The sequence below is a fragment of the Leptolyngbya sp. FACHB-541 genome (genome assembly GCF_014695875.1).
Lineage (GTDB): Bacteria > Cyanobacteriota > Cyanobacteriia > Elainellales > Elainellaceae > JAAUTN01.
The window spans coordinates 1-15,903 of record NZ_JACJPC010000080.1 but is presented as its reverse complement, the minus strand read 5'-3'; the positions used below and the strand labels follow the sequence as shown (position 1 = coordinate 15,903).

At 49.5% G+C, this 15,903-nt stretch carries 8 protein-coding genes; 4 read left to right on the top strand and 4 right to left on the bottom strand.

All coding sequences use genetic code 11. The features are described from left to right. The first annotated feature begins 79 nt into the window (after positions 1-79). The gene (locus H6G00_RS17330; RefSeq protein ID WP_190797714.1) at positions 80-970 is read left to right on the top strand and encodes an alpha/beta fold hydrolase; all 891 of its coding nucleotides are present in this window, start codon (positions 80-82) and stop codon (positions 968-970) included. A gap of 151 nt (positions 971-1,121) precedes the next feature. On the opposite strand, the gene H6G00_RS17325 is transcribed toward H6G00_RS17330, so the two are convergent. The 3 genes from H6G00_RS17325 to H6G00_RS17315 form a co-directional block, all read right to left on the bottom strand. Beyond that, positions 1,122-1,901 (bottom strand): circadian clock KaiB family protein, encoded by a 780-nt coding sequence (locus H6G00_RS17325; protein ID WP_190797713.1) that lies wholly within the window; start codon positions 1,899-1,901, stop codon positions 1,122-1,124. Positions 1,902-1,928: 27 nt separating this feature from the next. Further along, positions 1,929-3,260, bottom strand: coding sequence for a type IV pilus twitching motility protein PilT (locus H6G00_RS17320; protein WP_190641939.1), 1,332 nt, complete (start codon positions 3,258-3,260; stop codon positions 1,929-1,931). A gap of 342 nt (positions 3,261-3,602) precedes the next feature. Next, a complete protein-coding gene (locus H6G00_RS17315) occupies positions 3,603-6,722 on the bottom strand; it encodes a response regulator (protein ID WP_199318552.1) in 3,120 nt (1,039 codons plus the stop codon). 315 nt (positions 6,723-7,037) lie between these two features. On the opposite strand from H6G00_RS17315, the gene dxs reads away from it, so the two are divergent. Next, positions 7,038-8,945 (top strand): 1-deoxy-D-xylulose-5-phosphate synthase, encoded by a 1,908-nt coding sequence (gene dxs, locus H6G00_RS17310; protein WP_190797712.1) that lies wholly within the window; start codon positions 7,038-7,040, stop codon positions 8,943-8,945. 182 nt (positions 8,946-9,127) lie between these two features. Further along, entirely contained in the window at positions 9,128-10,078 is a 951-nt protein-coding gene (locus H6G00_RS17305; protein WP_190641937.1) for a PleD family two-component system response regulator, read from the top strand. 7 nt (positions 10,079-10,085) lie between these two features. Here the strand turns inward: H6G00_RS17305 and H6G00_RS17300 are convergent, their stop codons facing one another. Beyond that, a complete protein-coding gene (locus H6G00_RS17300) occupies positions 10,086-13,682 on the bottom strand; it encodes a PAS domain S-box protein (RefSeq protein WP_190797711.1) in 3,597 nt (1,198 codons plus the stop codon). Between the two features lie 726 nt (positions 13,683-14,408). On the opposite strand from H6G00_RS17300, the gene H6G00_RS17295 reads away from it, so the two are divergent. Continuing rightward, a complete protein-coding gene (locus H6G00_RS17295; protein WP_190679730.1) occupies positions 14,409-15,644 on the top strand; it encodes an S-layer homology domain-containing protein in 1,236 nt (411 codons plus the stop codon). Positions 15,645-15,903: the final 259 nt, after the last annotated feature.

Genomic DNA, 15,903 nt, shown 5'->3' with positions numbered 1-15,903 from the left:
GCGATAGGATCAACTAGGATCATTTATATTGCTTCACACTAATTCTCAGAATCGCATTTTTCTAAAGTACGCCTAGCTTATGCAAACATCGACCGAAACCCAAATAGGAGCCTATTGGCAGTGGCGAGAACAGCCTATTTACTACGTGCGAAGTGGCGATCGCCATCCTCAAAGACCACCCCTGTTGCTAATTCATGGGTTTGGTGCCTCCACCGACCACTGGCGCAAAAATATCGAGGGGCTAAGCCGTGATTTTGAAGTCTGGGCGATTGACCTACTAGGCTTCGGACGCTCCGCCAAACCTGACTGGCAGTATAGCGGTGACCTCTGGCGTGACCAACTGCACGACTTTATCACCAACGTGATTGGTCAACCTGCGGTGCTGGCTGGCAACTCTCTTGGTGGCTACTCAGCCCTATGTGTTGCTGCACAACGCCCTGAATCAGCTGTTGGACTAGTCCTGCTTAACAGCGCCGGCCCATTTACCGAAATGCAGCTTACCTCCAAGCCTGACCCTTTCAGGCAAACAATGGGCACGCTGATCCAATCCTTTCTGCTCCAGCCACTACCCAGCTTCTTGTTGTTTCAGTATGTCCGACAGCGCTGGGTAATTCGTCGAACTTTGGAAAGCGTTTATTTGGATAAAAGCGCCATCACGGACCAGCTTGTTGAAGATATTTACCGTCCTTCTTGCGATTCGGGGGCTGCAAAAGTCTTTGCCTCAGTGTTCAAGTCACCTCGTGGCGAAAAAATTGATGTTTTGCTGAATCAACTGACCTGCCCACTGCTACTGCTCTGGGGTGAAGGTGATCCGTGGATGAATGCTAGAGATCGAGGCGCTCAATTTCGGCAGTACTACCCGCAACTGATGGAGCATTACCTACAGGCTGGACATTGCCCCCATGATGAGGTGCCCGACCAGGTAAATACGCTATTGCGAGAATGGGTGCTGAATCTAGGCGAAAGGTAAAAGGCGATCGCTTTTCTCTCTTGCGAAGACCCGATTCATTGCGTCTTTAAACCTTGTACTGATTCCCTTTAAGGCTGCATATTTTGAAAAGTGCCCCGCGTACCTTTCAAAATGTGCAGCCTTGTGTAGAAACGGTATTACAAACTCAAGCTCAAGAAGTAGAGAGCATTTGCAGAATTTTAGCCGCGTCCTCTAAGTTTCCGGCAATACGTCGAACTGGCTTCGGCCAAACCTTAACCAGGGTTGGAGTAGCCGCAACTTGATCTGCTTCTGCCTGCTCAGGGTGCTTGTAGATGTCAACAACTTTCAGCGTGTAGGGTTGCTGAAGAGATTTTTCTAAGAGCTGATGCAGATTTTGCAGAATACGTTCTGTAGCGGAATTATGTCCTGCAATAAACAACCGCAACACGTAGCCTTGGGAAGGCGGATCTAATTTTTGAGGTGACCAGGAAAGCGCTGTGTGTCTGCTTTCGAGTGAGTAGGAGTGAGGTTCTGCTTGAAGCCGAACGACCAGATCATGCTCCTCCCAAAGCTGGGGAAATTGTTGGCGATAGCTAGCTAAAACAAGCGGGTCACAGAGTTCTTCCTGCCGAGGATCTGCCTCCCAAACTAAATCTTCCATTGCAAAAATCGCATTAAGCAATGCTTGATGGGATAAAACTCGGGGACAAGCCTCTGCAGAGATTTGAATTTGCTGTGTTTTAGGGTCAAGCCAACGGTCAATGGTTGCTGTGTAGCAGGGCAACAAAAAATGGGGAGGCTCAACCAACCCCAGCATCTCCTGCAATACTGAACAAAGTTGCAGATGCCAACGGCTCTGCTTGTGGGGATCGATGCAATACACCAAATCCCCACCTGGCGTAAATAAAGCAATTCCCTTAAAGAGACCTGGGTTCTGAGTTTTGAGTGCTGAATCGGAACTGTAACTCATGACTCACAACTCACAACTCATAACTCCCTAAACGCGACCGCGCAAGATTTGTGCCATTTCATTGGGTTTAGGCGACATTTCCAGAGCCGTTTCTTCAGTGATCCGCCCTGCTTCGTATAGCTTGTAGAGCGATTGGTTCATTGTACACATGCCGTCAAAGGTACATCTGGGAATAATTGCTTCAACTTCGTCAATTTCCCCACGCCGAATGTAATCTTTAATTGCGTCCGTGTTGATCATGATGTCGTGGAAAGCAGCCCGTTTGCCGTCCGTGGTGCGACATAGACCTTGAGCGATGACAGCAACCAGAGATTCGGCGATCGCCACCCGCATGGGAGCCTGCTGATCTGGCTCATACAGGCTTAGAATCCGCTCAATCGTCTTCACGGCACTGTTGGTGTGCAGCGTTCCCATAACCAAGTGTCCGGTTTGGGCTGCTTTAAGTGCCGTGTTCACCGTTTCCTTGTCTCGCATTTCACCAATCAGAATCACATCTGGGTCTTCCCGCAAAGAAGACTTCAGTGCCCGGTCAAATTCGAGCGTGTGAATTCCGACTTCCCGCTGTTTGATCAAAGCTTTGCGGCTCTGGTGGACATACTCGATTGGGTCCTCAATCGTGATGATGTTTTTGGGCATCTCCTTATTGATGTAGTCCACCATTGCTGCCATCGTTGTGGACTTACCAGAACCCGTTGGACCTGTCACTAACACTAAGCCTTTGTGATAGTGACAAATGTCTTTAAATACCAGGGGCAGATTCAACTGCTCAATGGTCAGGATTTTCAGCGGAATCAAACGCATAACCAGCGCCGGACCCCTGAGCGAATCGAACAAGTTTACCCGTACCCTGGCAAAGTCGTATTGAGCCGCTCCGTCAAAGTCAAGCGTTTCCTTAAACCGCTTGATTTCCATGTCCGACAGGATTTCTTTAAGCCAACTGAAAAAGGTTGACTCATCCGTAACAGGGTAATCCGTAAGGTCCATTTCACCCCGGTTGCGGAAGCGAGGAACCTCACCCACACCTGCATGGATATCAGAAAATCCTTTATCAAAGGCTTCTTTGACAAGCTGCGCCAAGGTAGGCGAACCAGGCGTGACTTTATTAACCCGCGAACTCTGCACTGGAGGGGGTGCAGCAGGTCGATGTCCTGCTGGCGGTGGCGGCGGTTTCACAGCCGGTGCAGTAGCCTCGTGGGTCATAGGAGCGGTGTTCACCGAAGTAGCTGTAGGGGTCCCCAAAGTTTGAGAAGGCACCTGCGTAGCTCCGGCAGATGCATGGGGCGCAGCCTGTCTCGGGGGCGGGGGAGGGGGAACCCGATGAGCAGGAGGAGGGGTGAGCGGACGCTGTGCTTCTGTCATAAACTACTTCTCAGTGAAAGAGTTTCAGGATGCCTCAGATTTGGTTGAACCAAAGCCGAAACCTACTCTGGGCAATTGAACAAGATGGAGAAATTGAGTGGCTTGCGAGAAGGGAATGCATAACTTCCCCCCTTTATACCTGGTTTTTTACAAAAACTTCTAGAGTCTCAATTTCAGTTTATATATGATTGCCTATAGATTGCCCAAAGCTTGAGTGATTCTTGCAGCTTGTTACTGTGATTTCTAGAGCGATTCAATCAAGCCAACTCAATCAAAAAGTGAAGCCAGGGCAAAAATTTCTTCCTCATTTTTTCTCTAGCTTTTGTAAACCCTGTTCTACAGCTATACGGGCTGCTGAAGCTGCTGACGATGTAGCTCTAGGGTCGTTTTAACTCTCTGATACTCCGCTTCAAGACTAGTCAGCTTTTCCTGGATTTCGGCTTCGCTGATGCTTGTTTTGTTGATTTGATCAGGATGTTCCATCGTCCAGCGTTCTAGTCTTTGGCAGATATCCGCCAGGTGGGTGGCTCCGACGGCAGCACTGGTTGACTTCAAGGTGTGAGCAGCTTGCTGCAAGGCACTAGGGAGATCAGCAGTTCCTGCTTCGCGCATAGCCCGCAGTAGGCGAGGTGCATCTTCCAGGTAGATGTCAATGATTTCAAACAGGACGTCCCGATTTTGTTCTCGCCCGATCGCCTGCAGCTCTTGTAAAACTTTGAGGTCAATGGCTGGTGATAGTTCGTTTCTGGAGAGCGGTTGGCATTTTTTTAGCGCTTGGACTAATTTCTCGATCCGAATTGGTTTGCTGAGATAGTCATCCATGCCTGCGATGAGGCATTCTTCGCGATCGCCCGTCATTGCTCCTGCTGTCATCGCAATAATGCGCGGACGATTTGCAGGTTGCCAGTCCTGACAGATCTGGCGAGTTGTGGCGATGCCGTCCATTTCTGGCATCTGCACGTCCATCAATACGACATCATAGGCTTGACGATGTAGCGACTCAAGCACTTCCCGTCCATTGCAAACGACATCAGCTCGATACCCGATGCGTTGGAGGAGGTGCAAAACAACTTTTTGGTTGACAACGTTATCTTCTGCTAAGAGGATCTTCAGCGGCAACTGTTGAAATAGGGGTAATTCAGTTGGGCTAGTAGCAGGTTGAGATGGCTGCATCTGAATCGGTTGTCTACCCAGAATGCGAACTAAAACATCATGAAGTTGAGCTTGCTTAACAGGTTTGTGAAGCAATGCCTTGAAGCTGGCGATGGTTGTTGCATGGGCATCTCGTTCCAGGTTGACCATCGAGGTTAGCATGACGAGCGGCAAACGCAGGTAACCGGGTTGCCTACGAATCGCGGTGGCTAGGGTTAGCCCGTCCATGTTGGGCATCTGCATGTCGAGAATGGCGATGTCAAACAAATCGGGCTGTGTTAGCCAACTTAAAGCCTCTGCGCCAGAGGCAGCAGCGCGACTAGACATGCCCCATGCCTGAGCTTGAAGGGTGAGAATTTGGCGGTTGGTGGCGTTGTCATCGACGATCAAAAGCCGCTTTCCGACGAGGTAGTCTGCATGAAGGGAGCGATCGCCCGTTTCAAAGTTAGGCGCTACCTGAGTTAGGATCGTGAAATAGAAGGTGGAACCTTGACCGACCTGGCTCTCAACCCACATTCTGCCGCCCATCATCTCACTCAAATTTTTGCTAATGGCAAGTCCTAGTCCGGTCCCTCCATAGCGACGATTAGTAGACGAGTCTACCTGGCTAAACGACTTAAACAACCGATCCATGCGGTCTGCCGGAATTCCAATGCCCGTATCTTTGACTGCAAATTGAATCTTGTAAACCGGGCAAAACTCGTTATCTAGTTTTTTGTCTGCCGATTTTTGAATTGACTCGACGGAGACGATTACCTCACCTGAACTTGTAAATTTGACGGCGTTGCTGATCAGGTTGACTAGAATTTGGCGCAGTCGGGTGACATCTCCCACAATGAATTGAGGGGTTTGAGGCTCGATCAGGTAGCCCAATTCCAGACCTTTTTCGGCAGCTTTAGGTGCCAGTAAGTCAAGGGATTCTTCGATGCATTCACGCAAGCTGAAGGGTTGGCGTTCTAAATCGAATTTGCCAGATTCGATTTTAGAAAAATCCAAAATGTCGTTGATGATAGTGAGCAAAGCATCGCCGCTGGTGCGAATGGTTTCAACGAAGTCTTGCTGCTGCGGGTCAAGCGGAGTGTCCAACAGCAACCCGGTCATACCAATGACTGCATTCATAGGGGTGCGAATTTCGTGGCTCATGTTTGCCAAAAATTCGCTTTTTGCCCGATTTGCGGCTTCGGCTTCTCGTTTTGCTCGTTCTAGAGCGAAGTTCTTAAGCGCTAGTTCTTGGCGCTGAAGCTTTTCCTGCTCTAATAGGTGAGCCTGCGTGAGTGCGATCCCAACTTGGGCAGCGACAGCTTCTAGTAGCTCGATTTCATCATCTGTCCATTCGCGGAAGTGATCGCACTGATGTAGCTCGATGATTCCGTTTGGCTCGTTGTTATATGAGGTGCGGACTGCTAGCAGCGACTTTAAGTGAGCTTGATGATAGATTGCGAGTGCAGGAGATAGAAGTGGTTCTGCGTAGACATTAGGGAAGGCGATCGCCTGATCACGAGCTAGCAAACCCTGCATGTAGGGATTGTCAACAGCAGGAATTTCCAACTTTAGAACTGACTGATATTCAGCTTCTAAATATTCAGCTACGCAAGGAGCTTTGGGCACTGGTGCAGCAATGTAAGTGCGGATTACGCAGTGGTTTACTTCAAATGCTTGACCAATTTGTGTTGCTGTAGTTTGAAAAATCTGCTGAATGTCCAAACTTTGGCGAATTTCCTCGGTGATTTTCTTCAGTAGCAAGGCCCGATGGATTTGGTGCTGGAGGCTATCTTCTGCCTGCTGTCGCTGTTTCAGGGCTTTTTCTACAGTTTTCAGGTTATGGCGCAGTTCCAACTGAGTGACAACTTGACGTGCTAAAACTCGCAGAGTTTCTTGTTGCTCAAGGCTTAAGTTTCGCGGCACAAAGTCAATGACACAAAGTGAGCCTAATGTGAAACCATCGGGCGTGACTAACGGCGCACCCGCATAAAACCGAATATGTGGATCTGCAGTCACTAGAGGATTGTTAGCAAATCGTGGATCTGCCAGAGCATTAGGTACAATCAGCAAGGCTTCGGGCTGAAGCACCGTATGAGCACAAAAGGCAACATTTCGTGGGGTTTCTGATGCGTCCAGCCCAACTTTTGACTTAAACCACTGTCGCTTAGCATCGACTAAACTAACCAACGCGACGGGAGTTTGGCAGATCTGGGCGGCCAGCCGAGTCAAGTCGTCAAAAGCAGCCTCAGGAGGAGTATCAAGAACTTCACATCGGTTAAGTGCTTGCAACCTTAAAGCTTCATTTTCTGGCAATGGAGCGACTTGCATAAGCGATCGCGAGATTCAGATTAAGATCAGTCATTAATTATCAGCATTCCCGGCTCAATTATGTCTTGCTCACTTGGATAAATATCAAGAATGCCGCTCTCATTATATAAACGATACATATATCAAGACTTTTGCCTTACAGTCCTACAATGCTGTGGTGTACGGGATATTTTCTGCTCTTTGGAGATGGGTATGTCAACTACCAAAGATAAGAAATACTGTTAGCCCCGAAAAGTAGTGCTAATCACAACCCTAGATTGGATTAGAGTGAGATAAGCAATAAGCACCGTTAAAAACTTAAAAGGTATAATCCGTATGCATCTGAGTGAATTGACTCATCCCAACCAGTTGCATGGTCTGTCGATTCATCAACTTAAGCAAATTGCCCGCCAGATTCGAGAAAAGCACTTGCAAACAGTGGCTACCAGTGGCGGTCATCTTGGTCCTGGCTTGGGTGTGGTGGAGTTGACTCTGGCTTTGTATCAAACTCTAGATCTTGACCGAGACAAGGTAACCTGGGATGTTGGGCATCAAGCTTATCCTCACAAGCTGATTACCGGACGCTATGACCGTTTTCACACGCTGCGGCAAAAGGACGGCATTGCAGGCTATTTAAAGCGCTGCGAAAGTAAATTTGACCATTTTGGTGCAGGTCACGCCTCTACCAGTATTTCTGCGGCATTAGGGATGGCGCTAGCACGGGACGCAAAAGGGGAAGACTTCAAGGTCGCAGCGGTGATTGGAGATGGTGCTTTGACAGGGGGAATGGCCCTGGAAGCGATTAACCATGCTGGACATTTGCCCAACACCAATTTGCTGGTCGTGCTGAATGACAATGAGATGTCAATTTCGCCTAATGTGGGCGCGATTCCTCGCTATCTCAACAAAATGCGACTTAGCCCTCCGGTGCAGTTTTTGGCTGATAACTTGGAGGAGCAGTTTAAGCATCTGCCCTTCGTGGGTGACTCTCTTTCCCCAGAGCTAAACCGAATCAAGGAAGGGATGAAGCGGCTAGCTGTTCCTAAAGTCGGTGCAGTGTTTGAGGAACTGGGCTTTACCTACATGGGTCCGGTTGATGGTCATAATTTGCAAGAGTTGATTTCAACCTTCCAGCAGGCTCACCAACATCCGGGACCCGTGCTGGTGCATGTAGCCACGGTAAAAGGGAAAGGGTATGCGATCGCCGAGCAAGATCAGGTAGGCTACCATGCTCAGTCGCCATTCAACCTGGCAACCGGAAAGGCTCTTCCTGCTAGTAAACCCAAGCCTCCCAGCTACGCCAAGGTGTTTTCCCATACGCTGGTTAAACTTGCTGAGAATAACCCCAAAATCATTGGCATCACGGCAGCAATGGCAACGGGGACTGGGCTAGATAAGCTGCAAGCAAAATTGCCCAAGCAATATATTGACGTGGGAATTGCCGAACAACATGCAGTGACGCTAGCAGCAGGACTTGCTTGTGAAGGAATGCGTCCTGTTGCGGCGATCTACTCAACCTTTTTGCAGCGTGGCTACGACCAGATTGTTCATGATGTCTGTATTCAAAAGCTGCCTGTGTTCTTTTGCTTAGACCGGGCAGGCATTGTGGGTGCAGACGGCCCAACCCATCAAGGGCTATATGACATTGCCTATCTGCGCTGCATTCCTAACATGGTACTGATGGCTCCCAAGGATGAGGCTGAGCTTCAGCGAATGGTGGTGACAGGCGTTAACTATACAGAGGGGGCGATCGCCATGCGCTATCCTCGGGGCAATGGTCACGGTGTTCCCCTAATGGAAGAAGGCTGGGAACCGTTACCCATTGGCAAAGGAGAAATTTTGCGCCAGGGCGATGACGTTTTGCTAATCGGCTACGGCACGATGGTTTACCCAGCTATGCAGACTGCTGAAATCTTGAGCGAACACGGGATTGAAGCAACAGTAATCAACGCCCGCTTTGTGAAACCGCTTGATACTGAACTGATCGTTCCGTTAGCGAAGCAGATTGGGCGCGTTGTCACCCTTGAGGAGGGATGTTTGATGGGCGGCTTCGGCTCTGCCGTTGCAGAAGCCTTGCTCGATCAGGATGTAACAGTGCCAATTAAACGCATTGGTGTGCCAGATACGCTGGTCGATCATGCTAAGCCGGAAGAATCCCTAGCGGCTTTAGGATTAACTCCACCTCAAATCGCTGAGAGCATCTTAAAAACCTTCAGCCCTCAACCCTCAGCTGTGAGTGTCTAATCGGAGTTATTGATGTTCATAGAACGTGCCTTGCGTGCAATGTGAGGCACGTTCTTGTATTGCCGCGTCGTGTTTCTTGAGGAACTGACCTGGGTACTTTGGGAGTGGGAGATAGGGAATCCCAAACCTGTTCTGTCGTGAAGTTCTGTAAGTAGATGCAGCAACCCTCTTTTCAAGGAGATATGAATTTTGTAGATTCTGCGGTCGGCGAACAGGATAAACCGTTGATTCTCTTGGTCGATGACGATGCGGTGATTCGACTGCGGCTGCGTCGTTTTTTAGAACAGGAAGGATATAAGGTTGCTGAGGCGCAAAACGGCATAGAGGGTTTGACCGCATATACCTGTCTACATCCCGATATTGTTTTGTTAGACGCGCTGATGCCAGAAATGGATGGCTTTGGCTGCTGTATGCATCTGCAACGCCTGCCAGGTGGTGCCCGCACCCCTGTGCTGATGATTACGGGGCTGGAAGATCGAGAATCGGTTGATCAAGCCTTTGCAGCGGGTGCGGCAGATTTTGTAACGAAGCCAATTCACTGGGCGGTCTTACGTCAGCGAGTACGGCGGTTAATTCATCAGACTCAACTTCAGCGTAAGTTAGAGGCGGCGAACCAGGCATTGCAGCGGTTAATTTCGATCGACAACTTGACGCAGGTAGCCAACCGTCGTCGATTTGACGAGTATTTGGGTCAGGAATGGAAATGCATGGTGAAAGAGCGATCGCCCCTCTCCCTGATTCTTTGTGATGTTGATTTTTTCAAAGCTTACAACGATACCTATGGGCACCAGGCAGGCGATCGCTGTCTTCAGCAAATCGCTAAAGTGCTTGAAAATACCCCCAAGCGCGCGACTGATTTGGTTGCTCGTTATGGAGGCGAAGAGTTTGCGGTGATCTTACCCAGTACTCCGATTGAGGGAGCAGTGCAACTAGCTGAGCTAATACGGGCGGAGGTCAAGGCTCTGTCTATTCCCCATTCCTACTCGCCCAGTCAGATTGTGACGTTGAGCATGGGAGTTGCCTTTGCGAGTAGCTGTAGTGATACAAACTACGAAGCCTTGATTGCGGATGCGGATGCAGCCCTCTATAAAGCCAAGGCTTTAGGACGCGATCGCGTTGTTGCTGACGAGTAAATTTGCTTTAACCCTCTTGCAGGTTGGACTGAGCGGCTGAGGAAATGGCTAGTGGCAGTGTCAGCCAAAAAGTAGAGCCAACATTGGGAGCGCTGTGAACCCCAATTTGACCGCCGTGAGCGGTAATAATCTGGCGGCTGAGATAAAGTCCCAAACCAATGCCGGTGGAATGACGTGATTTTGGACCCCGAACATAGCGCTCGAAGAGGCGATCGCTGACTTCCTGACTCATGCCAACGCCATTGTCTTGAAAGTTAAACCGAATCATTTCCTCTTCAACGGTGGCGCTGACGGTCAGGTCTACCCCTGGAGGATTGTGGTTAAGCGCATTGGTAATCAAGTTCTCGAACACTCGTCGTAGCTGCAGAGGGTCAGCCGTGACGAGCGGCAAGTCTGGCGGCACCAAGTTTTTTAGTGTGGCTTGATTTTTTAGCACCAGTGGTTCCAGTTCTTCTAGAATGACCTGCGTCAGGAGCCCCAGTTGCAGCAGTTCGCAGTGTAGAACAACACCTTGGGTTTCACCTGCATGGGCTTGCAGCAAAGAATTGATCAGTTGAAGCTGGTGTTCGCTGCTTTGCAGCATTCGGGTCACAATTGAGCGAGTGATGGGAATGATCTCTCCAGACTGATTCAGCAAATTCTTCAGTACCAGCGACACGCCCATAATTGGTGTACGCAGGTCATGAGAGAAGGCATTGAGAAATTCGTCTTTAAGCTGATTGAGTTGTTGCAATTCCTGCATCTTTTGCTGAAGCTGGGCAGTGCGTTCCTCAACCTGCTGTTCCAATCCAGCGTTGAGGGACTGCACCTGCTGATAAAGCTGGGACTGCTGGATGGCGATTGTCACCTGGGTAGCTAGGCGGTCCATCAGGTCAGCTTCAAAGGGTTGCCATTCGCGAGGATTGGAGCATTGATTGACCACGAGTGAACCAAAAAATCGACCGTCTGGCATGATGGGGACGGCAATTCCAGCTCTGATCTGATATTGCTTGTAGTATTCCTTCAGGTATGGAGGAGATTTAGCTTGTTCCGTGTCGTTGAGGATGTAGATGCGATCGCGCTCAAAAATGTCTCGGACTTCCTCGTAAATGGAGCTGTCTGTCACCGAGCCTAAAGTAGGCAGAACGTTTTCAGCGACCGATTCAGCAACGACGATGCTGATCCCAGCTTTGTTGTAATGGCTGATTGAAACTCGGTCAGCTTTCAGCAGATGTCGTACTTCTACGGCTGCTGTGTTGAGAATTTCGTTTAGGTCAAGGGATTGGCGAATGCGAAGTGCGATTTCTCCTAAAAGGCGATCGCGCTCTGCCGAAGCCCGTAGCTGATGTTCTGAACACTTGCGTTCTGTGATGTCACGTACGATCGCCAGCACTTCATCCTCACCGCTGACCACCACCCGCGCTTCATAGTCCCGTATGTAAAAGATCTCAGACGGCGCAATTTGCTCTGAAGTCATTTGTCGGTAGAGCTGGTTAGCGCGGTTGTTGCTGAGGCGCAACTGATATTCAAAAAGTTGAATCTCACCTGTTTTCAGCGCTTGCTCAACATAGTACATCCGCTGCTCAGCCAGATCGGGCGGCAGCACTTCATACACCGTTTTCCCGATCAGTTGGCTGGGCGGCAACAAAACATCTCCGTCTCTTTCTGCTTTACAGTCCAGGTAGGTGCCGTCTCGGCTGATTCTAAACATCAAATCGGGAATTGCATTAACCAGTGCCCGGTTTCTGGCCTCACTTTGGCGAATGGCTGCCTCGGTACGCTTCCTCTCTGTAATATTGCGAACCCCTGCAACTCGCATTGTTTGCCCCTTATACTGAATTGCTTTAACGCAAACAGCAGCGAAGAAGTGGGTGCCATCTTTTCTAACACCCATCGCTTCATATTCGTAGGGCTGATTGGGTGAGGTGAGCGATTGCCAGGTGCGTTTTACCGCTTCCTGGTAACTGGGTGCAACCAGATCCATCACGGACATGCCAATCATCTCGGCGGCAGAGTAGCCCAGCAGTTGTTCAGTGGCAGGGTTAACGTCAATAATTTTGTTGAAATCGTGAATGATGACGGTTTCAAAAGTGGCATTGAAGAAGCTTTGGAGTCGATCTTCGCTGTCGCGCAGTTCTTTTTCGACCCGCTTACGATCGGTGACATCCTGCACCACTGTAAGAACTTCATCCTGCCCACTAACTACAATGCGAGCCTCGTAAGCATGAAGCCCTGATTCTTCTGGGAGGGAATATTCACAGGTTCGCAGTTCACCTGATGCTAGAGTTTGTTGAATTTCACGCCAAAACATATCCGCCACGTCAGCGGGGAGCACGTCATGCAAGTAGCGTCCGACGATCGCTTCACGGGGTACATCAGCCGACATTGCATTGCCCTTGAAGTCAAGATATCGACCGTTTCGGCTGAGGCGAAACATCAGGTCGGGGCTAGCGTCTAACATTGCCCGGTAGCGAGCTTCGCTGTCGCGCAGGTCTTGCTCAGCCTGTTTGCGATCGGTAATATCGACCAGAACTCCATCCCACAGCAGGTCGCCGTTGTCTTGCCGCTCTGGGCGAGAAAATCCTTGAATCCACTTCAGTTTGCCGGACGGCGTGATGATGCGTCCTTCCCAGTTCCAGGGTTCCAAAGCGGCAGCTGAATCAGCGAGCGCCTGCTCAAAATTGGCTCGATCGGCTGGATGACAAAGGTCAGCAATCAGCGAAAAATCTGCCTGGACTGCCTCCGGATCTAGTTCTAGTAACTCCTGACAACCAGAACTGGCATAAAGCACCCGACGACTGCCGTCGGCACGGCAGAGAAACTGGTAAATCATGCCAGGAACGTTTGCCGCAATCTGTTTGAGCCTGGATTCGCTCTGCCGCAAAGCTGCTTCAACCTGTTGGCGAGCGATCGCCCCACCAATGCTAGCTGCCACCATCGATAGTGCAGCTTTTTCGTCCTCAGACCATTGGCGTTCGCTCTGACAATCATCGAAGCCAATAAAGCCCCACAGTTCGCTATTGATCCGAATGGGGACGACCAAAATCGCTAGAATGCCCTGGGCTACTAAGCATTCCTGCTCTTCGGGAGGCATCTCTCGCGTCACCCCACTGACAATTTTTCCAGCGGCGATCGCCCGATACCATTCCGTTGCGCTGGGGCTAGAAAACGAAAAGCTCTGGAAGGCGGGGTCATGAATGTGGGCTGTAATTGACTCTCGTACCCATTCCAGCTTTTGATTGGCGACAGGCTCTCCCGTTTCTGGGTGAGGCTGAATGGTAAAAATATGGACGCGATCGACCCCTGTCGTTTTGCCTAAAATTGCTAATGCTCTAGTAATCGCTTCACAGTAGTCATCTCCCATTAACAACTGGCTGGTAGCTTCTGCTACCCCTTGAAGGAGGCGAGAACCTCGTGATCGCGACTGGTTGTGACAGCTGGAATGAGCAGGGATATCTGTCGGAACAAGATCTGTTGGGACAATAGCAAGATCTGTTGAGGCAAGCCGATGCCCAAAGCTACGGCTGGATTGGGCGATCGCCAAAACCTTCTGTAGCCGGATGAATGCAGCTTCATCCGCACAGCAGTCTCGCAGAGCTTGAAGGCGATCGATGTCGAGAATCATAACACTCCCGATGGCGACAGTACGGTGGTTTGGAGGGCTTCGTAGATACCTATATATCTCATCAAAACCTGAACTTTTAGTCTTTCTTAATCATTAAAATAGGTCTACTTTTCCCGCCTGTTGTAGTCACGACAATCCTATCTGTAGACGAAGATAAATCGCTGGTGAAGACTGGTGAAACCTGAGAATCTTCATGACTTATCTAAACTCGTTCTTAGGTTTCTAGTACTTCAGCATGAATGAGCAGTTTTACGGAAACTGCATAACTTTTTTCTCACTAGGATGAAGAAGGTTCCAAAGAATTTAATCGGATACAAACTATCTTTCTGAAAATTTTTCCTGGAGAAGGTAAGGGGGGTTGGGAATATGACTCTAGAGCTGTCAAATTATTCCTCAGTTCTGGTTCAAATGTAACTAGCCATATCTCCAGGAATTCACCGTTACTGCAACAAATCTTTAGGATGTTCGGGATTCTTAGGGGCAACTAATTTACGCAGATTTCGTCGTCACCGTTGTAAATCTTGTAACAGCCTCCTGATGAGATATTGAGAGAAAAAGAAAGTTAGCACGAGTGGCGATTGCCAAAAAACGCGTAATAACAACCTTCTATTCACTTTTTGAACAGAATTAAGAGCTTTTCTTGATTGAACCAACTGAGGAACTTTTTATACCTCTGTAGGGTCTATTAATTCATCCAGTTCAGCATTTTTTGGAGAACGCTCTCCCATGTCTAGTTTCAATTCTTGGCGATCTGGTACCGCCTTATTAACAGCACTTAGCCTGACCGCGGGAGCCGCTGCACCCTTGGTAATTCAAGCTCCTGTGCAAGCACAAACTAGCTTTTTTGATGTCCAGTCAAGCTACTGGGCAGCACCCTTCATTCAAGAGCTAGCCAGACGAGAAATTATTAGTGGTTTTCCTGATGGCAGTTTCCGTCCCGATGATCCGGTTACTCGCGCTCAGTTTGCCGCAATGGTGCGTAAGGCTTTTGATCAAGCTCAAGTTCGCAATTCTGTGAACTTTGTCGATGTTCCCAGTAATTACTGGGCTTATGAAGCGATTCAGGAAGCCTATACCATTGGCTTTTTGACGGGTTATCCCGGTAATGTGTTCAACCCCAACCAAAACATTCCCAGGGCACAGGTGTTGGTTTCCTTGGCGAATGGTTTGGGCTATACGGCCAACGGTTCTGTCGGCAGTGCCCTGCAAATCTACAGCGATAGCAGTAGCATTCCTGAATACGCTCAAACCAGCATTGCTGCTGCAACTCAAGAGCAAATTGTGGTGAACTACCCCAATACTCAGGTGCTAAACCCTAACCGACCCGCAACTCGTGCAGAGGTGGCGGCGTTTATCTATCAGGCGTTGGTGAGTTCAGGCGACGCAGTTGCGGTTTCTTCGCCCTACATCGTGGGTCAAACTCCAGTCGTACAGCCTGCTGTCAGGATTCCCTCTGGTACAGTGATCCCAGTGGGCTACGGGGATGCTGACAAAATTTATGTCTCGCCAGAGGAGCCAGATCCCGTTCCGGTGACACTGCTAGTTGACCGAGATATCATTTCGGCTGACGGTACGGTGTTGATTCCAGCTAATAGCCAAGTGATCGGTGAGGTGCGAATTGCTGGGGATGGGGCACAGTTCTACGCTGAAGAACTGGTCTTAACCAACGGTTCTCGTCTGGCGATGGATGCTACTTCTCAAGTTGTTACGACAACTGAAGTGATCCGCCGAGGGGCTAGCGTGCGTGAAGTCATTACGGGCGCTGCTTTAGGTGCGGGTGCAGCAGCAGCTGTGGCTGGTGTGACAGGCGATCGCGCGATCGCCACCGAGGAAGTCCTGGGTGGTGTGGGTGCTGGTGCGTTGCTCAACTTCTTCTTAGGTCGCGATCGCGCCACGTTGATTTCGATCGATCCCAACACCGACCTGGATCTAACGCTCAATTCACCTCTAGCATTGCGCTAGTGCTGAGCTAGAAACGCCATTTCAGCCCGACACATTTGCTGAAATGGTACGAGAAACGTGCTATCGCAATCTCAGAAGGCACGTTTCTCCTCAATTAAAGTCGGGAGGGGATGAGGGCAAGACCTTTATCCCTTTTATCGATTGAAATTATACCAATTCTCTAAAGTTCAGCTACAGATAAGGCATCTAAAATAGACCGTCGCCCTACAATCGAGAAGATTACTTCTGGTGTTAAAGCATCAAGTCTCTCTTTCACCTG